We start from the raw sequence: 22,233 nt of genomic DNA on the forward strand, positions 1-22,233 counted from the left end.
GCCCCGCCCCGCCCCGTGGGTGGGTCCTATTGGTGGTTCCCCCCCCCCCGCTTCGGTGGCCGGCACCCGGGGGGGGTCCCCCCCCACTTCGGCGGCTGTGCCTGCTTCCGCGTGTGCTGCCTACTTCGGCTGCGGCTTGCGCACCGAGAGGTGCAGCTCGCGCAGCCGGGTCTCGTCCAGCTCCGTGGGCGCGCCCATCATCAGGTCCTGCGCGTTGCCGTTGAGCGGGAACGCGATCGTCTCGCGGATGTTCGGCTCGTCCGCGAGCAGCATGACGATGCGGTCGACGCCCGGGGCGATCCCGCCGTGCGGCGGGGCGCCGAAGCGGAAGGCGCGCAGCATGCCGGCGAACTGCTCCTCGACGGTCTCCCGGTCGTAGCCCGCGATCTCGAAGGCCTTGAGCATGATCTCGGGCTCGTGGTTCCGGATCGCGCCGGAGGACAGCTCGACGCCGTTGCAGACGATGTCGTACTGCCAGCCGAGGATGTCCAGCGGGTCCTGGGTCTCCAGGGCCTCCAGACCGCCCTGCGGCATCGAGAAGGGGTTGTGCGAGAAGTCGAGCTTGCCGGTGTCCTCGTCCTTCTCGTACATCGGGAAGTCGACGATCCAGCAGAAGCGGAAGACGTTCTCCTCGAAGTTGCCCGAGCGCTTCGCGGCCTCGACCCGCACCGCGCCCATGATCTTCGAGACCTCGTCGAACACGCCCGCACCGAAGAACACCGCGTGGCCGGGGGCCAGGGAGAGGCGCTTGGTCAGCTCGGCGACGTTCTCCTCGGTGAGGAACTTGGCGATCGGGCCCGTCAGCGAGCCGTCCTCACCCACCCGCACCCAGGCCAGGCCCTTAGCACCCTGTTCGACCGCGTAGTCACCGAGGCCGTCGAAGAACTTCCGGGTCTGACCGGCCACGTCCGGCACCGCCAGGGCGCGCACGTGCTTGCCGGCGAAGGCCTTGAACTCGGAGCCCTCGAAGATGTCGGTGATGTCGGTGAGCTCCAGCTGGGCCCGCAGGTCCGGCTTGTCGGAGCCGTACTTCAGCATCGACTCGCGGAACGGGATGCGCGGGAAGGGGGAGGTGACGTGACGGTCACCGCCGAACTCCTCGAACAGCTCCGTCATGAGCTTCTCGATGGGCTGGAACACGTCCTCCTGCTCGACGAAGGACATCTCGACGTCGAGCTGGTAGAACTCGCCCGGCGAACGGTCCGCGCGGGCGTCCTCGTCGCGGAAACAGGGCGCGATCTGGAAGTAGCGGTCGAAGCCGGAGATCATCAGCAGCTGCTTGAACTGCTGCGGCGCCTGCGGGAGCGCGTAGAACTTGCCGGGGTTCAGCCGGGAGGGGACCACGAAGTCGCGCGCGCCCTCGGGGGAGGTGGCGCTGAGGATCGGGGTCGCCATCTCGTTGAAGCCCAGCGCCGTCATCTTGTGGCGGATCGCGGAGATCACGGCCGTGCGCAGCAGGATGTTACGGTGCATGCGCTCGCGGCGCAGGTCGAGGAAGCGGTACTCCAGGCGCCGCTCCTCGTTGACCCCGTCCTCGGCGTTGATCGTGAAGGGCAGCGGCTGGGCGGCGCCGAGCAGCTCGACCTCGCCGACCTCGACCTCGATCTCGCCGGTCGGCAGCTCCGCGTTCACGTTCTCCGTACCGCGCGAGACGACCTTGCCGTCGACGCGGACGGTCGATTCCTTGGAGACCTTGTCCAGGGCCTCGTAGGCGGCGGTGCCGGGGCGGGCGACGAGCTGCGTGATGCCGTAGTGGTCGCGCAGATCGATGAAGAGGATGCCACCCAGGTCTCGGCGATTGTGCAGCCAGCCGCTCAGCCGGACGTCGTTGCCGACATCAGAGGCGCGGAGTTCGCCGCACGTGTGGGACCTGTACCGATGCATCTTCGTTCATCCAGTCTTCGCGGATTGAGGGCCTGTTTCACGTGAAACACACCCAGGGTACCGGGCAGCCCCGGATCACCTCCTCATTACTCACCGCTCGGCCGCCGCTCGGCGCCCTGAACGGCATCGGTGGCAGGCACCGATCACTCGTTCGTACAGTGGGCCCATGCGCACTGGTGAGCCCCTGCCCGCCGTGGGGGACGTCCTGGCCACTCTCGCGACCGGCGTGTGGCGCTGGGACAACGCCACGGGCCTCGTCACCTTCGACGCGGAAGCCGCACGGCTCATGGGCATGCCCGCGGAGCGGACGACGCTCTCCGAGGCGGGAGCACGCTCCCATGTCCACCCCGTCGACTGGAACGAGATGGACGGAGTGGTGCAGCTCGCGGTCGCCGAGGGCACGCTCGCCGAGGCCCGGATGCGGATCATGGACGGGCACGGCCGGGTGCTCCGTACGGTCCGCAGCCGCTCGAAGCCGATCGTCGACCCCGGGACCGGTCAGTTCGAGCTGATCGGCACCCTTCAGGAGGTCAGCGAGCAGCCTCCGGACGCCGCCGCGCGCACCCCCGTGACCGGGGACTGGCGCCGCTCGCGGGAGGCGTTCCTGCTGGACGCGGGGCGGGCGCTGGCCGAGGCGCGGTCCACGGCGGAGGTACTGCGGGTGGCGGCGGGGCTGTCGATGCCCGGCTTCTCACCGGACGGGCTCGCCGTCTTCGGCGCGGAGGGCGACCGGCTGACGATCATCGGCCATCACGGGCATCAGCCGGGCGACGAGGGACCGTTCACGCACATGTCGCTGGCCACGGACTATCCGGCCGCCGAGGTCGTCCGTACGGGCCGCGCGGTCTACCTCTCGTCCCCCGAGGACTACAAGGGGCGCTACCCGGCCTCCTGGCCGCTGGCGCGGCACTTCGGGCGGCAGTCCTGGGCGTTCCTGCCGCTCACCGTCGCCGGCAGCACCATGGGCGCGTGGATGGCGGCCTTCACGTATCCCGTCACCTTCACTCCCGACGAGCGCTCGGTCCTCACGACGGTCGCCCGCATGCTCGCGCAGGCCCTCTCGCGCGCCGGTGCCGCCGAGACCGAGCGGGAGCTGACCGACGGCCTCCAGCGCTCGATGATGCCGACGCTCGGCCCGCAGATGCCGGGCATGAGCGTCGCCGCACGCTACGTCCCGACCGGCGGCGGTCTCCAGGTCGGCGGCGACTGGTACGACATGATCCCGCTGCCGGCCGGCCGCTACGCCCTGGTCATCGGCGATGTGCAGGGCCACGACGTCCGCGCCGCGGGCCTGATGGGCCAGCTCCGGATAGCCCTGCGCGCGTACGCCGCCGAGGGCCACCGCCCCGACGCGGTGCTGTCCCGGGCCTCGCGCTTCCTGTACGGGGTCACGGACTCGGTGACCTATGGATCGAGCGGCGGCGCCGACGCGGGCGAGGACCCGGCGGACCCCGGCGATGTGCGCTTCGCGACTTGTCTGTACGTCGAGGTCGACCCGGCGACCGGAACGCTCGACATCGCCCGCGCCGGGCATCCCGACCCCGCGATACGCATGGCGGACGGGACGGTCCTGATGCGGCCCACGGCGGGCGGGCTGCCGCTCGGCATCGACCCGGACGCCGACTACCCCACCACCCGGCTCGTCCTGGAGCCGGACGAGACGATGCTGGTCTGCACCGACGGGCTCATCGAGACCGGCGGCCACGACCTCGACACCGGCTGGCGCCGTATCCGCCGGACGCTCGAGTCCCACGACGGCGACATGGAGACCCTCGCCGACGCGCTCGTCCAGGCCGTGCACGGGCCCTCCTCCCACCACACCACCGGTCCGCTGGCCGACCGGCGCGAGGACGACATAGCGGTGCTGCTGCTGTCCCGGCTGGGCGGGACGGGCGGCTACGACGACACGGCCCCGACCGTCCGGCCGATGGTGCGCCGCACGATGCTGACCGTGGCGCAGGCCGAGCCCGAGCGGATCGCGGAGGCCCGTCAGCAGCTGCGGGAGCTCCTGCACGACTGGGCCTCCGCCGACCAGCTCGACTCCGCGGTCCTGCTCGTCTCCGAGATGGTCACCAACGTCCTCGTGCACACCGACGCCGACGCGCTGCTCGTCGCCGAGGTGACGGGCGAGCCGGGCAAGCGGCGGATGCGGGTGGAGGTCACCGACGGCAGCGACGACCTGCCGCACCGGCGCCATCCCGGGGAGCTGGCGTCGTCCGGACGCGGACTGGTGCTCGTGGAACTGCTCGCGGACGCGTGGGGAGTGGACCCGCGGGGCGAGGGCAAGAGCATCTGGTTCGAGTTCTCCGAGACCTCGGACCCGGAGGCCGGGGAGCCCCGGACCGTACAGGAGTCCGCGGTGCTGGAGGCCTTCGATGCCTTCGGCGAGGCCGCGGACCTCCCCGGCTAGGAGTCCGCGGAAGGCCCCGGCGCCCCCGGCACTCCGGGGAACCCCGGCGCCTCCGGCCCTTCCGGGCCCTGCTCGTAGCGTGTACGGAGTTCGTGCAGCACACCGAAGGCGGCGGCCGTCAGCGGCACGGCGAGCAGCATGCCGAGGACTCCCGCGACGGACGCGCCCGCCGTGATCGCCAGCAGCACCACCGCCGGATGCATCTGCACCTGTCGGCTCTGGATCATCGGCTGGAGGCCGTATCCCTCCAGGACCTGCACCGCGAGCACGACCCCGAGCACCCACAGGGCGATGACGAATCCCCGGTCCGCGAGCGCGACCAGCACGGCCACGGTGCCGGAGATGAACGCGCCGAGATACGGGATGTACGCCCCGACGAAGACGAGCGCGCCGAGTCCCACCGCACCCGGGACCCGCAGGACCAGGAGCCCGACGGTGATGCAGAGGGCGTCGATGAGGGCGATGATCGTCGTCCCGCGCATGAACCCCTCGACGGCCCCGAAGGCGCGCCGGGCCATGGCCTCGACGAGGTCGGCGGTACCCCGGGGCGCGAGCGACCGCAGTGTTCCGGCGACCCGGTGCGAGTCCCGCAGGAAGAAGAAGACCAGCAACAGGGCGAGGAAGGCCATGGCGACGGCCTGGCCCACGATGCTGACGCCGCTGACGACATTGGACGCGGCCGTGCTGCCGAACTCGGTCAGCAGATCCTTGGAGTTGGCGGCGAGGTCGTCCAGCGAGGTACCGGCCGCGCCGAAGTGCTCGGCGACGGACCTCGCGGCCAGCCGAAGAGAGTCCACGATCTGCGCGCCGGTGTGGATGAGCGCGGCGACGACGATGTAGACGGCGCCACCGACCACGACGGCCACCGCGACGCAGGTGAGGGCGGCGGCCAGCGAACGGTTGACCCGCGCCTTCACCAGCCGCCGGTACAACGGCCCCAGCAGGGCGGTCCCGAGCAGCGCGAGCAGCACGGGCACCACCGCGGTGCGGAATTCCCCGCAGAGCAGGATGCCCACCCATCCCACACCGGCGGCCAGCAGGATCACGGCACACCAGGCCGCCAACCGCCGGGCGCCCTCGGGGAGTAGCTGCACCGTCCCAGCTGACCATGTGTCAGCCGGGTCGGCGCCCCCGCGCGGGCCGAACGGGGGAGAAGGCCTCGCGAAGGCGCCGGTCGTACGACGGGGGTGATCCGCGTGACACCCCTCGGACCTCGGGACGGCGAGGGCCTACAGGCCGCCCTCCGACATCCCGTGCACCGCCGGGATCGTCCCCAGGCGGCCCTTCTGGAAGTCCTCGAAGGCCTGCTGCAGCTCGTCGCGGGTGTTCATCACGAAGGGGCCGTAGTGAGCCATCGGCTCACGGATCGGCCGGCCTCCGAGGAGGACGACCTCCAGGTCCGGCGTGTTGGAGTCCTGCTTCTCGTCCGCGCGGACGGTCAGCGAGGAACCCGCGCCGAAGACGGCGGTCTGGCCGGTGTGGACCGGGCGGCGGTCCGCGCCCACGCTTCCGCGTCCGGCGAGGACGTACGCGAGTCCGTTGAAGTCCTCGCGCCACGGCAGGGTGATCTCGGCGCCGGGCCGCAGCGTGGCGTGGACCATGGTGATCGGCGTGTGCGTGATGCCGGGGCCCTGGTGGCCATCGAGCTCACCGGCGATGACACGCAGGAGCGCGCCGCCGTCCGGGGTGCTGAGCATCTGCACCGTGCCGCCGCGGATGTCCTGGTACCGCGGAGCCATCATCTTGTCCTTGGCCGGCAGGTTCACCCACAGCTGGAGGCCGTGGAAGAGGCCGCCGGACATGACGAGCGACTCCGGCGGCGCCTCGATGTGCAGCAGGCCCGAGCCCGCCGTCATCCACTGCGTGTCACCGTTGGTGATCGTGCCGCCGCCACCGTTGGAGTCCTGGTGGTCGAAGACGCCGTCGATGATGTAGGTCACGGTCTCGAAGCCGCGGTGGGGGTGCCAGGGGGTGCCCTTCGGCTCGCCCGGCGCGTACTCCACCTCACCCATCTGGTCCATCATGATGAACGGGTCGAGGTACTTGTAATTGATCCCGGCGAACGCGCGGCGGACCGGGAAACCCTCGCCCTCGAAGCCACTGGGCGCGGTCGTCACGGCCAGCACGGGACGCTCCACGGCGTCGGCCGGCGCGGCCACACGGGGCAGGGCCAGCGGGTTCTCGACAGTCACTGCGGGCATGTCGGTACCTCCTTGTGCTTCGAGTTTAGTTGAGGATTGAACTTTCTGCTACCCGTAACGACGGACGCCCGGAGGGCATTCCCTCCGGGCGTCACGCATGGGTGAGGCACGACTGTGGCGCCTCGGCCGCACGGACGGCGGGGCATCGCCCGCGCCCGCGCCGGGCCGTCAGCCGTACATACGGCGCATCGCGAAGTCCACCATCTGCTCCACGGCCTTCGCGTCGAAGACCATGCGGTGCTCGCCCTCCATGTCGATCACGAAGCCGTAGCCGGTGGGCAGCAGGTCGATCACCTCGGCGCCGGTGATCACGAAGTACTTGGACTCCTTGCCGGCGTACCGGCGCAGCTCCTTGAGCGAGGTGAACATCGGGATGACAGGCTGCTGAGTGTTGTGCAGCGCCAGAAAACCGGGGTTGTCGCCGCGCGGGCAGTACACCTTCGACGTGGCGAAGACCTGTTGGAAGTCCTCGGCGGCCATGGACCCCGTGGTGAACGCGCGGACCGCGTCCGGCAGGGACGGCGGGGACGGCTCGGGGTACAGGGGCGGCTGCTGGCCGTACCCGCCGGGCATCTGCCCGCCCGGCATCTGCCCGGGCATCTGCTGCTGCGGCGGGACGTACCCCTGCTGGGCGCCTGCGTTCTGCTCGTAGCCGTACATGCGTCAAAGAGTAGTGGGCCACATATGGCCCACCCGGGGTTGCTTCTTATTACTGGCGGGTAGCATCATCGAAGCTACTTGTTGGTACGTGAACCAGGTGCGAGGAGTCAGTGCCTCGCCGATCTCTATAACGGAGCCGTCGCCATGGGGCATTACAAGTCGAATCTCCGCGACATCGAGTTCAACCTCTTCGAGGTGCTCGGGCGCGACAAGCTGTACGGCACCGGCCCGTTCACGGAGATGGACACGGACACCGCCAAGAGCATCCTCGAGGAGCTGACCCGCCTCTCGGAGAACGAGCTGGCCGAGTCCTTCGTGGACGCCGACCGCAACCCGCCGGTCTTCGACCCGGAGACCAACACCGCGCCGGTCCCGGCTTCCTTCAAGAAGTCGTACAAGGCGTTCATGGACTCCGAGTACTGGCGTCTGGGCGTGCCCGAGGAGATCGGCGGCTCCACCGCGCCCCGCTCCCTGATCTGGGCGTACGCGGAGCTGATCCTCGGCGCGAACCCGGCCGTCTGGATGTACTCCTCCGGCCCCGCGTTCGCGGGCATCCTCTTCGAGGAGGGCAACGAGGTCCAGAAGCACATCGCGAAGATCGCCGTGGACAAGCAGTGGGGCTCCACGATGGTGCTCACCGAGCCGGACGCCGGCTCCGACGTGGGCGCCGGCCGCACCAAGGCGGTCCAGCAGGAGGACGGCTCCTGGCACATCGAGGGCGTGAAGCGCTTCATCACCTCGGGTGAGCACGACATGGAGGAGAACATCCTCCACTACGTCCTCGCCCGCCCCGAGGGCGCCGGCCCCGGCACCAAGGGCCTGTCCCTCTTCCTCGTCCCGAAGTACGAGTTCGACTTCGAGACCGGCGAGCTGGGCGAGCGCAACGGCGCCTACGCGACGAACGTCGAGCACAAGATGGGCCTCAAGGCCTCCAACACGTGCGAGATGACCTTCGGCGACCGCCACCCCGCCAAGGGCTGGCTGATCGGCGACAAGCACGACGGCATCCGCCAGATGTTCCGCATCATCGAGTTCGCCCGCATGATGGTCGGCACGAAGGCGATCTCCACGCTGTCGACGGGCTACCTGAACGCGCTGGAGTACGCCAAGGAGCGCGTCCAGGGTCCCGACCTGGCGAACTTCATGGACAAGACCGCGCCCAAGGTCACCATCACGCACCACCCGGACGTGCGCCGCTCGCTGATGACGCAGAAGGCCTACGCCGAGGGCATGCGCGCCCTGGTGCTGCACACCGCCGCGATCCAGGACGAGATCCAGGTCAAGGAGGCCGCCGGCGAGGACACCGCCGCCGTTGAGGCCCTGAACGACCTGCTCCTGCCGATCGTGAAGGGCTACGGCTCCGAGAAGGGCTACGAGCAGCTCGCCCAGTCGCTCCAGATCTTCGGCGGCTCCGGCTTCCTGCAGGAGTACCCGATCGAGCAGTACATCCGCGACGCCAAGATCGACACCCTGTACGAGGGCACCACCGCGATCCAGGGCCAGGACTTCTTCTTCCGGAAGATCGTCCGCAACCAGGGCGCGGCACTGAACTCCCTCGCCGAGGACATCAAGAAGTTCCTGGCGCTCGGCACCGGCGGCGAGGACCTGTCCGCCGCCCGTGAGCAGCTCGCGAAGGCGGCCGTCGAGCTGGAGGCCATCGTCGGCCTGATGCTGACCGACCTCGCGGCCACCGAGCAGGACGTCAAGAACATCTACAAGGTGGGCCTCAACACCACCCGCCTCCTGATGGCCTCCGGTGACGTGGTCGTCGGCTACCTGCTGCTGCGCGGTGCCGCCGTCGCGGCCGAGAAGCTGGAGACGGCTGCCGCCCGGGACAAGGCGTTCTACACCGGCAAGATCGCGGCCGCGAAGTTCTTCGCCGCCAACGTGCTGCCGGGTGTCACGGGCGCCCGCAAGCTCGCCGAGGCCGTCGACCTGGACCTGATGGAGCTGGACGAGGCCGCCTTCTAGGAACCGGCCTCCGGGGGTCCGCCAGAAGCCTCCTCCCAGGAGGCCGCCGGTCCCCGCGAAGCCGGACGGACCCCGATCCAAGTCGGACGGACACCGATCCGGAACCTGTCCATCCGGTCAGGTGCCCAAGGTGTCCGCCCTTCACATCCCCCTTACGAAGGCCCGCTCCCATCCCCGGGAGCGGGCCCTCGTGCGTCGTTAAGGTGAACCCATGAGTGCACCCTCCCGCTTCGACCGCGGCCACACCGACGACCTCATGTCCTTCCTCGCGGCGAGCCCGACGCCGTACCACGCCGTGGCGACCGCCGCCGAGCGGCTGGAGAAGGCCGGATTCCGTCAGGTCGCCGAGACCGACGCATGGGAGGGGACCAGCGGCGGAAAGTACGTCCTGCGGGGAGGGGCGATCGTCGCCTGGTACGTGCCGGAGGGCGCCGAGCCGCACACGCCGTTCCGGATCGTGGGCGCGCACACCGACTCCCCGAACCTGCGGGTCAAGCCGCTGCCGGACACCGGGGCGCACGGCTGGCGGCAGGTGGCCGTGGAGATCTACGGCGGTCCGCTGCTGAACTCCTGGCTCGACCGGGACCTTGGCCTGGCCGGACGCCTCTCCCTGCGGGACGGCTCGACCCGCCTGGTCAACATCGACCGCGCCCTGCTGCGCGTGCCCCAGCTCGCCGTCCACCTGGACCGTTCCGTCAGCACCGACGGACTCAAGCTCGACAAGCAGCGGCACCTCCAGCCCATCTGGGGACTCGGCGACCCCCGCGAGGGCGATCTGATCTCCTTCCTGGAGGAGGAGTCGGGCCTGCCCGCGGGCGAGGTCACCGGCTGGGACCTGATGACCCACTCCATCGAGCGTCCCGCCTACCTGGGCCGCGACAAGGAGTTGCTCGCGGGGCCGCGGATGGACAACCTGCTGTCCGTGCACGCCGCCACGGCCGCGCTGGCCGCGGTCGCGTCGGCCGACGCCGGACTCTCGTACATCCCGGTCCTCGCCGCCTTCGACCACGAGGAGAACGGCTCGCAGAGCGACACCGGCGCCGACGGACCGCTGCTCGGCAGCGTGCTGGAACGTTCGGTCTTCGCGCGCGGCGGCTCCTACGAGGACCGGGCACGCGCCTTCGCCGGCTCGGTGTGCCTGTCCTCCGACACCGGCCACGCCGTGCACCCCAACTACGCCGAGCGGCACGACCCGACGCACCACCCGCGCGCCAACGGCGGCCCCATCCTCAAGGTGAACGTCAACAACCGCTACGCCACCGACGGTTCGGGCCGCGCGGTGTTCGCGGCCGCCTGCGAGAAGGCCGGCGTGCCCTTCCAGAACTTCGTCTCCAACAACTCCATGCCCTGCGGCACCACCATCGGCCCCATCACGGCGGCCCGGCACGGCATCAAGACGGTCGACATCGGCGTGGCCATCCTCTCCATGCACAGCGCCCGCGAACTCTGTGGCGCCGACGACCCGTTCCTGCTGACGAACGCGTTGGTGGCGTTTTTGGAGGGATAGTCCTCCGACCCCCTCCGGCCGTTTCCCCACGGGACGGAAACCACTGTTTTTGAACCTGTTCAAGATCGGCCCGGCCGTCGTACGATGCGGGCCGATCTTGAGTCTCGTGGGGGGACCTCGTATGAAACGCCATGTCAGAAGACCATCCCTGGTGCTCGCCTGCGCCTCCGTCGCGGCCGGCCTGCTGCTCGGCCCGGTACCCGCCGCGCACGCGGCGGTGGCGCCGGTGCTGTACGGCGTCGGCAGCGGTGCCCACCCCGGTGACGGCCTGGTGTCGGTGTCCGCCTCGTCCGACACCGCCATCACCTCGATCACCGCACACCTGTACGCGCCGGGCTCCGCCGCCGACGCCCCGGAGATCACCCGGGTCAGCGACTTCACCCGTGACTCCAGCACCGGCTTCGCGAACCTGTGGCGGACCACCACCCCGCTGCGTCTGGCCGACCTCGGCGCCTACCGTGTCGTGGTCGACCTGACCGACGCCGACGGGGACACCACCACCGCTCAGGACACTTACTGGTACGAGCTCGAAGCGAACCTCACGGATCTGCGGGTCACCCCGCAGAACCCGGACTACGAGCACCAGGACGTCACCGTCGTCGGCGGCTTCACGGTCACCGACCCGCGCACCGGCAAGACCACGCCCGCGGCGAACGAGCGCGTGGACCTGGAGATCTCCGGCCCGAACGCGGAGACCAGGACCGGCGCCGACGGCCGTTTCACCTATACCTACCGCGTCACCGACAGCTCCTACGACAGCGTCAACGCCTGGCTGCGGCCGGACGAGCCCTGGTACCAGTCCAGGGCCAACGAGAGCGTCGAGGTCAGGGCCGTGCGGTCGGACACGCGCGTGACCCTGGACACCGCCGAACTGGACGTCAAGGCCGGGCAGGCGGCGAAGGTCTCCGGGACCGCCGAGGTGTACGTCGGCGGGGTGTGGAAACCGTTGGCCGGAGCCACGGTGGACGAGACCTGGTCCGACGAGTTCGGCGGCGTGGCCTCGCGGCCCGTCACGGGCGCCGACGGCCGCTTCACCGGCGAGCTGAAGATGTCACGGACGGGGAGGGTGTACGTCTCGGTCCGGAGCGGCACCTACCTCAACACGAGCCCCGAGCGGTATGTCACCGTCCACGTCGCCCGCAAGACGTCGATCGGCGGCTTCACCGTCAGCCTGAACAAGTACGCCGAACTCACCGCCGGCGGCTACCTGCACACCGGGTCGAGCATTCCCGGCGACGCGGACAACCACGTACGGCTGCAGTACTCGGCCGACGGGAAGACCGGCTGGACGACGATGAAGACGGTCACTCCCGGCAACGGCGACCCGGAGACCGGCAGCCGGTTCAAGGGCACGTTCGGCGCGCCCGCGAAGGGCTACTACCGGGCCTACTTCGCCGGCAGCGCCAACTGGCAGGCGTCGTACAGCACGGTGCTGCACGCCGAACGCACGAAGACCCGTATCACCGACGCGAACGCGTCGCCCGAGCCCGTCACCAAGGGCCGGACCATCACCGTCAAGGGCACCCTGCAGCACTACACCTCGTCGGCCTGGAAGGCCTACTCCGGTCAGAAGGTGAAGATCCTCTTCCGCCCCAAGGGCTCCAGCACCTGGTACGACGAGGGCGACACCACGACCCGCTCCAACGGCTCCTTCAGCAAGGGATTCACGGCCCGGAAGGACGGCACCTGGGTCGCCGTGCTGCTCTACCCGAACAGCACCCACCTGGTGAGCTCCGGACGCGAGGACTACGTCGACGTGAGGTGACGCCGGACCGTGAGGGATCGCCTCCGCATGGCTCGCGGGGTCCCGGGTACCCGGAACGGGCCCGGAATGACTCCGCGTTGCTACTTCAAGGAGGCGACACCCATGGGCCTGGGCGGATGCATCATCCTGATCGCCGCAGGGGCGATTCTCACGTTCGCGACCGACTGGGACATGCAGGGGGTCAACCTCCACGTGGTCGGCGTGATCCTCATGATCGCCGGACTGATCGGTGTGGCGACCTTCGGCAGCGTCGCCCGCCGCCGACGGGTGGTCGTACCGCCGACGGCGACCGTCGTCGAGGAGGACCGCCACCAGCGCAACGGCTACTCCGACGGCTACGGCGTCTGAGCCGACTCAGTCGTCCATGCCCGCGAGGACCAGGGGCAGCCGGTCCGCACCGCCTTCGGTGAGGCGGACCGGCACCCCCCAGTCCTGCTGGTGGACATGGCAGGCCGGATACGCTTCGGCAGGATCGTCGTCGCAGGACGCGGCCATCGCGGACACATGCAGCACGCCCTCCGTGACGGCAGGGTCCAGCTCGACGGTCCGCGTGAGATCCGTGCCCGCGCCCTCGCCCGCGAGCAGCAGCCCGGGCGGAGTCGCGGAGACGAGCAGCCGCGTCGAGGGGCCGTACCTGATGTCCAGCTTCTGCCCGGCCGGCGCCTGGAAGATGACGTCCAACCGGACGGCTCCCGGGGCGACTTCGGTGGCCTCGCGCTGAGTCCGGTGGGCGACCGACCCCACGCGCACGGCCTCCTCGGGCAGCCGCAGCCGGGTCAGCCGGTGGCGGGCGGACTCCACCACCACGACGTCGTCCCCGACGAGCACTGCGTCGCTCGGCTCCCGCAGATCCGTGGCCAGCGTGGTCACCTCACCCGTCGCCGGGTCGAACCGACGCAGCGCGTGGTTGTAGGTGTCGCTCACCGCGACCGACCCGTCCGGCAGCGCGGTGACACCCAACGGGTGCTGGAGCAGCGCCTGTCCGGCGGCCCCGTCACGGTGTCCGAAGTCGAAGAGCCCGGTGCCGACGGCGGTGTGCACGCTCCCGTCCGGGTCGACCCAGCGCAGCGCCGAGGTCTCGGAGTCGGCCAGCCAGAGCCGGTCGGCCGTGGCGGCGAGCCCCGACGGCTGCGCGAACCAGGCCTCGGGCCCCGGCCCGTCGACCAGCCCCTCGTTCGTCGTGCCCGCGACGACCCCGACGGTCTCCGTCACCGGGTCGTACGCCCACAGCTGGTGCACACCGGCCATGGCGATCCAGACCTTCCCGCCGAAGAGAGCCACGTCCCACGGCGAGGACAGATCGACCTCGAGCGCCGGTCCGGACGTCGGCGAACCCTGCCACCACTGGCGGCCGGTGCCCGCGAGGGTGCTGACCGCGCCGGTCGCTAGATCCACCCGGCGCAGGGCGTGGTTCACGGTGTCCGCGACGACGACCGCGCCCTCGTCGAGCAGCGCGAGCCCCTGCGGCTCGCTGAACTCCGCCGCCTCGGCGCTGCCGTCCACGCATCCGCGAACACCCGATCCGATGCGCCGTACGACCGTCTCGGCGTCCTCCGCCAGCTCCACCAGCTGATGCCGGGTCGTGTCGCTGACCAGCAGATTCCCACTCGGCAGGGCGAGCGCCTTGCCCGGGAAGCGCAACACGGTCGGCTCGGGCTCGGGCGCCACGTACGGGCCGTCACCGCGCCGCAGGGTGCCCTTCGCCGCGTGCTCGGCCTCCAGCTCCTCCACCAGCCGCTCGATGGCGTGGGCGTGCCCCTCACCGGCGTGCTGCGCGACGACGTATCCCTCGGGGTCGATCACCACGAGCGTCGGCCAGGCCCGTACCGCGTACTGCTTCCAGGTCGTGAGCTCCGGGTCGTCCAGCACCGGATGCTCCACCCCGTACCGCTCCACCGCGTCGACGACCGCCTGGTGCTCCGCCTCGTGCGCGAACTTCGGCGAGTGCACCCCGACGATCACCACGGTGTCCCGGTGCTTCTCCTCCAACTCCCGCAGTTCGTCCAGGACGTGCAGGCAGTTGATGCAGCAGAAGGTCCAGAAATCCAGGATCAACACGCGGCCACGGAAGTCGGCGAGCTTCAGATCCTTGCCGCCGGTGTTCAGCCACCCGCCCTTGCCGACCAGCTCGGGGGCGCGGACACGTACGCGTTTGCTCATCCGTCCAGGGTCGCACGGCCGCCGGAGCCTGCCGCCGACCGCCGACGCGGGTGGACGACGAACGCCCCCGGATGTCCCCCGAGGGCGTTGCCTGTGCCGTCCAGCCGTCAGTAACCGAGCACCGACCCGAAGGCCAGGCCCGTCGTGGGGGCGGGAAGTGCGAGCGTTCCCGCGGTGAAGCTGACCGCGCCGGTACCGGTCGGGCCGGACGCGCCGGCGGTCAGGGTCCAGACGCGGCCGTTGTCGCCGTCCTCGCCCGGTGCCGCGACGGAGAGGTCGGCACGGCCGTCGCGGTTGAGATCCCGCAGGAAGATCCCGTAGCCGTTCGCGCCGCCGAAGGAGTCGTCGGTCTCGTTGGAGCCGGGGACGCCGGCGGTGCCTTGGTTGAAGCTCTGGGCACCGGTGGTGGTCAGTCCGGAGCCGGAGCCGTGGAGCACGGTGACGTTGCCGGTGTTGACGGCGGAGCCGATGTCCTCGCCCGGTGCGCCGATCGCGAGGTCGGCGGCGCCATCGCCGTTGACATCCGCGGTCGAGAGGGTGTTGCCGAAACGGTCGTCGGTCTCGTCCGTGCCGGGAACACCGCCGGTGCCCTGGACCAGGTCGACCGGGGGACGGGTGGCCGCCGGTCCCTGCGCACTGCCGTACAGCACACGCACGGCGCCACCCTTGCGGGTGGGCAACGGGTGCTGCGGGACCCAGGGCTCCTCGGTGTCGTGGGCGCCGAACGCAGCGTTGCCGAGGGCGAGGTCCGCGTAGCCGTCCTTGTCGAAGTCGCCGACGGCCACGGTGTTGCCCGTGGTCTCCCCGTACCAGGAGCCGGCGCGGACCAGCCCGGTGGAGGTGCCGCGCAGGTAGGTGGTGCCGCCGCCTTCCAGGCCGTTGTACGCGGCGGCCACGTCCGTCCTGCCGTCGCCGTCGATGTCGCCGACCGCCAGGCGGATGTATCCGGTGAAGTGCGGGATGCCGGCGCCGGCGACGTAGGTGAGGGCCGCCGGGGTGGTGCCCGGCGCGAACGGGCCGCGGGCGACGGAGACGCCGGAGGTCTCGTCACCCCGGTTGGCGGTGACGATGTCGGACTTCCCGTCGCCGTCGACGTCGGCGACGGCCAGCCCGGCGAACCCGGTGCCGCCGTACAGCGTGGAGCCCTTCAGGACGGTGCCGCGGGTGAAGCCCCGCGGGCCGCTCCACAGGATGGTGATGCGGCCGGTGTCCTCACTGGTGGACGCGTCCTCACCGGGCGCCGTGACGACCAGGTCCGCGTAACCGTCGCTGTCGAGGTCCGCGCTGGTGATCCGGGAACCGAAGAAGTCGTCCGTCTCGGAGGTGCCGGGTATGCCGCTGGTGGACTGGCTGACGGTGTAGCGCGCCGAGGTCTTCGGTCCCTTCGCGGAGCCGGGCACGACGGCGACGTATCCGGCGCCCTTCTTGCCGCCGGCCGTCCCCGACTTCACGCCGATCGCGAGATCGCGGTAGCCGTCGCCGTTGAAGTCGTACGCCTTGGCGGCGCCGGCCGCGGAGGCCGGGGCGGTGGCGAACGCCAGCAGACCGCCGGTGAGGGCGGCTGCCGCGGCGGTCGCCAGGGTGACGCTGAGGCGGTGGTGCATGCGGGGTCCTCCTGGGCATGCGGGGATGCTCGGGGCATCCACAGGGTGTGGGTCGCCGGTGCGCCACCCCGGGTTCACCTCGTGTCGGCGCGGGCGTGGAGCGGCGTTGGTAAAGATCAGACCAACGGAGGGCGCCCTTGGTTGCGCGGGGGACACGTTTTACTCAGGAGCCACTCCAAGTCGCGTCTGGCGCAAGGCTGTTACGGACCGGTGCGCGCGAGCCGGCGAACGGGCCGGAGACCAGCGAGCCACCGCTTCCGGTCGTCAGCGGGGTGCCCGCCTGGGCGCAGGAGCGGCTCGGCGCGCCGCTGACGGTCGGCGACCTGGCGGCGCGCGCCGCTGACGGCGGAACGGGTCGCCCTGGCCTGCCCGCTCATCGAGCGCGGCGAGGTCCGGCTCGACGTGGTGGCGGACCGCGGCGGGCTCGGGACCGCCGCGAACGGGTGCGAACGGGTGCGCCGGGCGACCGGACTCAGCCCGTCGGCCTACCGGCGGCGTTTCGGACCGCCCGCCGGGGAACCGGTGACGCATGAGATACCTCGTACGCGACCGGCTGCTCGGCTTCGGTGACGACTACTGGATCGAGGACGACCACGGCGACAAGGCCTTCCTCGTCGACGGCAAGGCCATGCGCCTGCGGGACACCTTCGAACTGAAGGACACCCATGGGCGCGTCCTCATCGACATCCACCAGAAGATGCTCGCGCTGCGCGACACGATGATCATCGAGCGGGACGGCGACCCGCTCGCGACCATCAAGCGCAAGCGTCTGTCCCTGCTCCGCAACCACTACCGCGTCTCCCTGGTCGACGGCACCGAGCTCGACGTCAGTGGCAAGATCCTCGACCGCGAGTTCGCCGTCGACTACGACAACGAGCTCCTCGCCCAGATCTCCCGCCGCCGGCTCCACGTCCGCGACACCTACGGAGTCGACGTCGTACGGGAGGACGCCGATCCGGCACTGCTGATCGCGGTGGCGGTGTGCGTGATCCATCTGGCGGAGAAGGAGCGGGGGGACGACTGAGAAGGGTCAGCGGCGGGGTGTCTCCAGGCCCAGCAGCCGGTCCTTCAGGGCCGGGAACTGTTCCCTCGTCGTCGCGACCTTCGCCGGGTCGAAGTCCACCGTGAGGATCTCCTCGTCCGAGCCCGCCTCGGCGAGGACCTCCCCCCAGGGGTCGACCACGATCGAGTGACCGGCCTGGGGAACTCCCGCGTGCGTACCGGCCGTTCCGCAGGCGAGGACGTACGCCTGGTTCTCCACGGCGCGTGCCTGCGCGAGCAGGGTCCAGTGGGATCGGCGCCGTTCGGGCCAGCCGGCCGGGACGACGAAGGTCTGCGCCCCCGCGTCGACGAGCCCGCGGAAGAGCTCGGGGAACCGCAGGTCGTAGCAGGTGGCCACGCCGAGGACGGTCTCCGGCAGCCGCACCGTCACCAGCTCCGTGCCCGCGCCCATCAGTACGGCCTCGCCCTTGTCGAAGCCGAAGCGATGGATCTTCCGGTAGGCGGCGACGAGTTCACCGGCGGGGGAGTAGACGAGGGAGGTGTTGTAGAGGGGGGCCTCGGACCCCGAACCGCCCTCGGACACGGCGCGCTCGGGGATCGAGCCCGCGTGCAGCCACACGCCCGCGTCGCTCGCCGCCTTGGCCATCGCCTCGTGGGTCGGCCCCTCCAGCGGTTCGGCCTGGGCTCCGAACTCCTCGTAGGCGAAGGCGCCCGTGGTCCACAGCTCGGGGAGCACCACGAGATCGACTCCGGCTTGATCCCGTACCAGGTCCGCGACACGGCGTCTGCGGGCAGCGACCGATTCGTTGGCGTTTACGTCGATCTGGAGGAGCGAGGCGCGCACACTACCACCGTCCTGGCATTCGAGCCGTCGATACGGGCCTACGATCGTCACACGAAAGCACTGCCGGGGTGCCTCACAGCAGCGTAACTTAGCGTCCCAAGACACCCGCTGCCTGTGCACTGCCCGCGTCCAACCGCCCGAGGGGTCCCGTTCCGTGAGTCTGCATCCGAGTCTTCAGTCCTACGCCGACGCCTGGGCCCACTCGATCGAAGCCATATCCGAGCTGGTGCAGCCGCTTGTGGAGGGCGAGTGGAACCGGCGGACTCCGTGTCCCGGCTGGTCGGTCCGCGACATCGTCTCCCATGTCATCGGGCTGGACTGCGAGATGCTCGGCGACCCGCGGCCGATCCACACGCTCCCCCGCGACCTCTACCACGTGACCAACGAGCACCAGCGCTACATGGAGATGCAGGTCGACGTGCGCCGCCACCACACGGCGCCGGAGATGACCTCCGAGCTGGAGTACACGGTCATCCGCCGCAACAGGCAGCTGCGGAACGAGTCGCGGCAGCCCGACGCCAAGGTGCGCGGCCCTCTGGGCACCGAGGTCACCCTCGAACAGGCGATGCGCAACCGTGCGTTCGACGTGTGGGTGCACGAGCAGGATCTGCGGGTCACGCTGGGCCGGCCGGGGAACCTCGACTCCCCCGGTTCGCAGATCGTCCGGGACGACCTGCTGGCCGCCCTGCCGAAGGTCGTCGCCAAGGACGCGGGGGCGCCGGCGAACTCGGCGGTCGTCTTCGACGTGCACGGCCCCGTCGAGTTCCTTCGCACCGTCCGCATCGACGCCGACGGGCGCGGCTCGATAGACGGTGCGCCGTCCCTCGGTCCCGCCGCGAGCCTCTCCCTCGACTGGGAGACCTTCGTCCGGCTCGCCTGCGGCCGCGTCCACGCCGATGCCGTGTCCGACCGCATCAAGACCGAGGGCGACCCGGAGCTGGCGGCGGCGATCCTGCGCAACTTCACCGTCACGCCGTAACGGAGCGGGACGGGCGGGGCGGGCTCTCGCCCCGCCGCCCACGCGTCCCCCGACGCCCACGGCCCTCAGCCGCCCACGTCTCCCCCCGTCGCCCACGCCGGTCCAGGTCGGGATGCGCGGGCGGGGGGGGCGGTCGGCATGGCCTGCGGTGGCTAGGCCGGCACGTGCACCGTCTCCACCCGGCTGGCCACCAGACGCTCCCGCTCCCGGCGGGCCGCCTGCTTCCGCAGCCGGAAGATCTGGCTCAGCCCGGCCGCCTGGAGCACGAACACGGCGGAGAAGGCGACCCGGTAGTTGTCGTCGGTGGCGTCGAGCAGCACACCGATGGCCAGCAGCGTCGTCATCGAGGCGACGAAACCACCCATGTTGGTGATCCCGGACGCGGTTCCCTGACGCTCCGGCGGATTCGCCGGCCGTGCGAAGTCGAAGCCGATCATGGAGGCCGGCCCGCAGGCCCCGAGCACCGTGCACAGCACGATCAGCACCCACATCGGCGCGTGCTCGCCGGGGTAGACCAGCACTCCGGCCCACACGACCGCCGTCGACGCGACCGTGCCCAGCGCCAGCGGCAGCCGTGCCGTGTGGTGCCGGGCGACGATCTGCCCGTACACGAGCCCGACGACCATGTTGGACAGGACGACGAGCGTCAGCAGCTCACCGGCCGTGGCCCGTGGGAGACCCTGCGCCTGGACGAGGAACGGCAGCCCCCACAGCAGCAGGAACACCATCGCCGGGAACTGCGTGGTGAAGTGCACCCACAGACCGAGCCGGGTGCCGGGTTCCCGCCAGGACGCGGTGATCTGCCGTCGGACGTAGGCGGCGCCCCGGTGCGGGAACGGCTCCGGTTCATGGCCCTCGGGGTGGTCCTTCAGGAACAGCAGCAGGAGGACGAGGACGACCACACCGGCGGCCGCGCTTCCGGCGAACGCCGTGGTCCAGCCCAGTCCGTGCAGCAGCCGTGCGATCACGAGCGTCGAGACGAGGTTGCCCGCCATGCCGACCAGGCCCGCGAGTTGCGCGACGAGCGGCCCGCGCCGCGCGGGGAACCAGCGGGTGCCGAGCCGCAGCACGCTGATGAACGTCATCGCGTCACCGCAGCCCAGCAGGCCGCGCGAGGCGAGCGCCATGCCGTACGACGAGGAGAACGCGAAGCCCAGTTGCCCCGCCGTGAACAGCACCACGCCGATGGTCAGCACCCTCTTGGTGCCGAGCCGGTCGACCAGCAGCCCGACCGGTATCTGCATGCCCGCGTAGACGAGGAGTTGGAGGATGGAGAACGTGGACAGGGCGGAGGCGCCGACGTGGAAACGGTCCGCCGCGTCGAGCCCGGCCACCCCCAATGACGTACGGAAGATCACCGCGACGAAGTAGACGGAGACACCGATGCCCCAGACGGCGATCGCGCGCCGGCCGCCGGGCGGATCACCGGGCAGAGTGGCCGAGGAGCTCATCGGACCTCGCCCCGCGCCAGGTTGGAGAACCAGCTGACGTGTCCGTGGATGAGGTCGACGACCGCGTCGGCGTCGCCGGAGCGCAGTGCCTGGAGGATCTGCTCGTGCTCGACGAGCGTCTTGGTGATCCGGTCGGGGTGCGCGTGCATCACGGCGACCCCCATCCTCAACTGCCGGTCGCGGAGCTGGTCGTAGAGCCGGGAGAGGATCTCGTTGCCGCCGCTGCGGACGATCTCGGCGTGGAAGCAGCGGTCGGTGACGGCGGCGGCGGCCAGATCTCCGGCGGCGGCCTGCTCCTTCTGCCGGGCCAGCAGTTCTTCGAGGCGGACCAGGAGCTGCGGCGAGGCCGGTACGGCCTTGCGCGCGGCGTGCTCCTCGACGAGCTGGCGGGTCTCGACCACGTCTGCGATCTCCTGGGCGGAGACCGGCAGGACGAGCGCGCCCTTCTTCGGGTAGAGCCTGATGAGTCCTTCGACCTCGAGGCGGAGCAGCGCCTCACGGACCGGGGTGCGCGACACCCCCACGGCGTCGGCGAGTTCGCCCTCGGTGAGGAGGGTCCCGCCCTCGTAACGGCGTTCCAGGACACCCTGCTTGACGTGTGCGTAGACGCGGTCGGCGGCGGGCGGCTGCTTCACGGGAGGTCGCACCGGCGCGGGCGGGGCAGAAGGCATGCGCACATCATAGATACAACACGTACCCATGCTCTGAGCCATTTCAGCATGCGGACCCCACCCCCCTCTCGATGTAACCCACGTCACATAACTTCCACCCCTCTGCCGTACATCCCTTTGCCCGCCCCGGGAGTCCGTACGTAAGACGGCACTGTCATGTGTCGTTCTCCCAGGGGCATTTCGCGCATACGGAGCGTTCATTTTGATTACCGGCATTAAGGGCACGCGTTTCCGCAGGGCCGCCGCTGTGACCCTCACGACCGGCGCCGTGCTGGCCGCCGGCGGCTTCGGCGCCGCGCCCGCGGGCGCCGTTGCCACTCCCACCATCGCCGCCAAGGGCGGCTATGTGATGAACAACGGGACCGGCACGTCCCTTTACACGAAGAAGGCGGACACCCCGCTCTCCACCGGCTCCACCACAAAGATCATGACGGCCAAGGTTGTGCTCGCCCAGACGAACCTGAACCTGGACGCCAAGGTCACCGTCTCGAGCGCCTACAGCAACTACATCGTCGACAACGGCTACCTGTCTTCGGCCCACCTGATCGTCGGCGACAAGGTGACCGTTCGTCAGCTCCTCTACGGGCTGATGCTGCCGTCCGGCTGTGACGCCGCGTACGCGCTCGCCGACAAGTTCGGCTCGGGCACGACGCGCGCCGCCCGCGTGAAGTCGTTCATCGGCAAGATGAACACCACCGCGCGGAGCCTCGGCATGACGAACACGAAGTTCGACTCGTTCGACGGCGTCGGCCACGGCAACAACTACTCGACGCCGCGCGACCTGACGAAGCTCGCCAGCAGCGCCATGAAGAACTCCACGTTCAAGACGATCGTGAAGACCCAGAACACCAAGCAGAAGGTGACGACCTCGAGCGGCGGCTACCGCTACTACTCGTGGGAGAACACCAACAAGCCTCTGCTGACCGGCTACAGCGGCACGATCGGCGTCAAGACCGGTTCGGGCCCCGAGGCGAAGTACTGCCTCGTGTTCGCCGCCACGCGCAACGGCAAGACGATCATCGGCACGGTGCTCGCCTCCACGTCGATCGCCGCCCGCACGTCGGACGCCAAGAAGCTGCTGAACTACGGCTTCGCCAAGTAAGGCACCCGGACGGGAAAAGGGG

At 70.3% G+C, this 22,233-nt stretch carries 17 protein-coding genes and 1 pseudogene; 9 read left to right on the top strand and 9 right to left on the bottom strand.

The features are described 5' to 3' along the window. Window positions 1-120: 120 nt before the first annotated feature. Window positions 121-1,884, bottom strand: coding sequence for an aspartate--tRNA ligase (aspS, locus tag ACFWBT_RS21975; RefSeq protein WP_385702861.1), 1,764 nt, complete (start codon window positions 1,882-1,884; stop codon window positions 121-123). A gap of 166 nt (window positions 1,885-2,050) precedes the next feature. Here aspS and ACFWBT_RS21980 point away from each other — a divergent pair, with 166 nt between their 5' ends. Then, window positions 2,051-4,294 carry a SpoIIE family protein phosphatase gene (locus ACFWBT_RS21980; protein WP_385702864.1) on the top strand — a complete coding sequence of 748 codons (2,244 nt, stop codon included), beginning with the start codon at window positions 2,051-2,053 and terminating at the stop codon, window positions 4,292-4,294. Here the strand turns inward: ACFWBT_RS21980 and ACFWBT_RS21985 are convergent. From ACFWBT_RS21985 to ACFWBT_RS21995, 3 genes are all read right to left on the bottom strand, one after another. Beyond that, window positions 4,291-5,388 (bottom strand): AI-2E family transporter, encoded by a 1,098-nt coding sequence (locus tag ACFWBT_RS21985; RefSeq protein WP_385702866.1) that lies wholly within the window; start codon window positions 5,386-5,388, stop codon window positions 4,291-4,293. The two genes, ACFWBT_RS21980 and ACFWBT_RS21985, sit on opposite strands and share 4 nt — an antisense overlap. 135 nt (window positions 5,389-5,523) lie before the next feature. Further along, window positions 5,524-6,495 (bottom strand): pirin family protein, encoded by a 972-nt coding sequence (locus ACFWBT_RS21990; RefSeq protein ID WP_385702869.1) that lies wholly within the window; start codon window positions 6,493-6,495, stop codon window positions 5,524-5,526. 168 nt (window positions 6,496-6,663) lie between these two features. Beyond that, the gene (locus ACFWBT_RS21995) at window positions 6,664-7,155 is read right to left on the bottom strand and encodes an SseB family protein (RefSeq protein WP_266760725.1); all 492 of its coding nucleotides are present in this window, start codon (window positions 7,153-7,155) and stop codon (window positions 6,664-6,666) included. Window positions 7,156-7,299: 144 nt separating this feature from the next. On the opposite strand from ACFWBT_RS21995, the gene ACFWBT_RS22000 reads away from it, so the two are divergent. From ACFWBT_RS22000 to ACFWBT_RS22015, 4 genes are all read left to right on the top strand, one after another. Beyond that, the gene (locus tag ACFWBT_RS22000; protein WP_385702872.1) at window positions 7,300-9,126 is read left to right on the top strand and encodes an acyl-CoA dehydrogenase; all 1,827 of its coding nucleotides are present in this window, start codon (window positions 7,300-7,302) and stop codon (window positions 9,124-9,126) included. A gap of 211 nt (window positions 9,127-9,337) precedes the next feature. Next, on the top strand, window positions 9,338-10,633 hold the full coding sequence (locus ACFWBT_RS22005; RefSeq protein ID WP_385702874.1) for a M18 family aminopeptidase: 1,296 nt from the start codon (window positions 9,338-9,340) through the stop codon (window positions 10,631-10,633). 121 nt (window positions 10,634-10,754) lie between these two features. Continuing rightward, complete coding sequence (locus ACFWBT_RS22010) at window positions 10,755-12,398, top strand: hypothetical protein (RefSeq protein WP_385702877.1); 1,644 nt, start codon at window positions 10,755-10,757, stop codon at window positions 12,396-12,398. Window positions 12,399-12,500: 102 nt separating this feature from the next. Beyond that, window positions 12,501-12,746, top strand: a complete 246-nt coding sequence (locus ACFWBT_RS22015; protein WP_266765774.1) for a DUF6458 family protein — start codon at window positions 12,501-12,503, stop codon at window positions 12,744-12,746. A gap of 6 nt (window positions 12,747-12,752) precedes the next feature. On the opposite strand, the gene ACFWBT_RS22020 is transcribed toward ACFWBT_RS22015, so the two are convergent. Continuing rightward, window positions 12,753-14,558 (bottom strand): NHL domain-containing thioredoxin family protein, encoded by a 1,806-nt coding sequence (locus ACFWBT_RS22020; protein WP_385702880.1) that lies wholly within the window; start codon window positions 14,556-14,558, stop codon window positions 12,753-12,755. 107 nt (window positions 14,559-14,665) lie between these two features. Continuing rightward, on the bottom strand, window positions 14,666-16,162 hold the full coding sequence (locus ACFWBT_RS22025; RefSeq protein ID WP_385702882.1) for an FG-GAP and VCBS repeat-containing protein: 1,497 nt from the start codon (window positions 16,160-16,162) through the stop codon (window positions 14,666-14,668). 236 nt (window positions 16,163-16,398) lie between these two features. Between ACFWBT_RS22025 and ACFWBT_RS22030 the strand changes: the two are divergent. Together ACFWBT_RS22030 and ACFWBT_RS22035 are read left to right on the top strand one after the other, a co-directional pair. Beyond that, window positions 16,399-16,732, top strand: a pseudogene (locus ACFWBT_RS22030) (AraC family transcriptional regulator); the annotation flags it as partial. Further along, window positions 16,692-17,186 (top strand): LURP-one-related/scramblase family protein, encoded by a 495-nt coding sequence (locus ACFWBT_RS22035; protein ID WP_385702884.1) that lies wholly within the window; start codon window positions 16,692-16,694, stop codon window positions 17,184-17,186. The pseudogene ACFWBT_RS22030 and the gene ACFWBT_RS22035, both read left to right, overlap by 41 nt. Before the next feature lie 6 nt (window positions 17,187-17,192). On the opposite strand, the gene ACFWBT_RS22040 is transcribed toward ACFWBT_RS22035, so the two are convergent. Further along, window positions 17,193-18,008, bottom strand: coding sequence for a carbon-nitrogen family hydrolase (locus ACFWBT_RS22040; protein ID WP_385702886.1), 816 nt, complete (start codon window positions 18,006-18,008; stop codon window positions 17,193-17,195). 154 nt (window positions 18,009-18,162) lie between these two features. Here ACFWBT_RS22040 and ACFWBT_RS22045 point away from each other — a divergent pair, with 154 nt between their 5' ends. Next, the gene (locus tag ACFWBT_RS22045; RefSeq protein ID WP_385702887.1) at window positions 18,163-18,987 is read left to right on the top strand and encodes a maleylpyruvate isomerase family mycothiol-dependent enzyme; all 825 of its coding nucleotides are present in this window, start codon (window positions 18,163-18,165) and stop codon (window positions 18,985-18,987) included. A gap of 152 nt (window positions 18,988-19,139) precedes the next feature. On the opposite strand, the gene ACFWBT_RS22050 is transcribed toward ACFWBT_RS22045, so the two are convergent. Beyond that, complete coding sequence (locus tag ACFWBT_RS22050) at window positions 19,140-20,438, bottom strand: nitrate/nitrite transporter (protein ID WP_385702889.1); 1,299 nt, start codon at window positions 20,436-20,438, stop codon at window positions 19,140-19,142. Continuing rightward, window positions 20,435-21,109 (bottom strand): GntR family transcriptional regulator, encoded by a 675-nt coding sequence (locus ACFWBT_RS22055; RefSeq protein WP_266760704.1) that lies wholly within the window; start codon window positions 21,107-21,109, stop codon window positions 20,435-20,437. The genes ACFWBT_RS22050 and ACFWBT_RS22055 overlap by 4 nt, the downstream gene beginning before the upstream one ends. Before the next feature lie 202 nt (window positions 21,110-21,311). On the opposite strand from ACFWBT_RS22055, the gene ACFWBT_RS22060 reads away from it, so the two are divergent. Next, window positions 21,312-22,211: a D-alanyl-D-alanine carboxypeptidase family protein gene (locus tag ACFWBT_RS22060; RefSeq protein ID WP_385702891.1), complete on the top strand. Its 900-nt coding sequence runs from the start codon at window positions 21,312-21,314 to the stop codon at window positions 22,209-22,211. Window positions 22,212-22,233 lie beyond the last annotated feature (22 nt).

It is taken from the genome of Streptomyces sp. NPDC060027 (assembly GCF_042737005.1).
Classification (GTDB): Bacteria; Actinomycetota; Actinomycetes; order Streptomycetales; family Streptomycetaceae; genus Streptomyces.

Coding starts and splice junctions, on each gene's coding strand:
- ACFWBT_RS22055 (WP_266760704.1), bottom strand. CDS start 21,109: ATGCCTTCTGCCCCGCCCGCGCCGGTGCGACCTCCCGTGAAGCAGCCG.
- ACFWBT_RS22015 (WP_266765774.1), top strand. CDS start 12,501: ATGGGCCTGGGCGGATGCATCATCCTGATCGCCGCAGGGGCGATTCTC.
- ACFWBT_RS22010 (WP_385702877.1), top strand. CDS start 10,755: ATGAAACGCCATGTCAGAAGACCATCCCTGGTGCTCGCCTGCGCCTCC.
- ACFWBT_RS22020 (WP_385702880.1), bottom strand. CDS start 14,558: ATGAGCAAACGCGTACGTGTCCGCGCCCCCGAGCTGGTCGGCAAGGGC.
- ACFWBT_RS22005 (WP_385702874.1), top strand. CDS start 9,338: ATGAGTGCACCCTCCCGCTTCGACCGCGGCCACACCGACGACCTCATG.
- ACFWBT_RS22025 (WP_385702882.1), bottom strand. CDS start 16,162: ATGCACCACCGCCTCAGCGTCACCCTGGCGACCGCCGCGGCAGCCGCC.
- aspS (WP_385702861.1), bottom strand. CDS start 1,884: ATGCATCGGTACAGGTCCCACACGTGCGGCGAACTCCGCGCCTCTGAT.
- ACFWBT_RS21980 (WP_385702864.1), top strand. CDS start 2,051: ATGCGCACTGGTGAGCCCCTGCCCGCCGTGGGGGACGTCCTGGCCACT.
- ACFWBT_RS22050 (WP_385702889.1), bottom strand. CDS start 20,438: ATGAGCTCCTCGGCCACTCTGCCCGGTGATCCGCCCGGCGGCCGGCGC.
- ACFWBT_RS21990 (WP_385702869.1), bottom strand. CDS start 6,495: ATGCCCGCAGTGACTGTCGAGAACCCGCTGGCCCTGCCCCGTGTGGCC.
- ACFWBT_RS22035 (WP_385702884.1), top strand. CDS start 16,692: ATGAGATACCTCGTACGCGACCGGCTGCTCGGCTTCGGTGACGACTAC.
- ACFWBT_RS21995 (WP_266760725.1), bottom strand. CDS start 7,155: ATGTACGGCTACGAGCAGAACGCAGGCGCCCAGCAGGGGTACGTCCCG.
- ACFWBT_RS22000 (WP_385702872.1), top strand. CDS start 7,300: ATGGGGCATTACAAGTCGAATCTCCGCGACATCGAGTTCAACCTCTTC.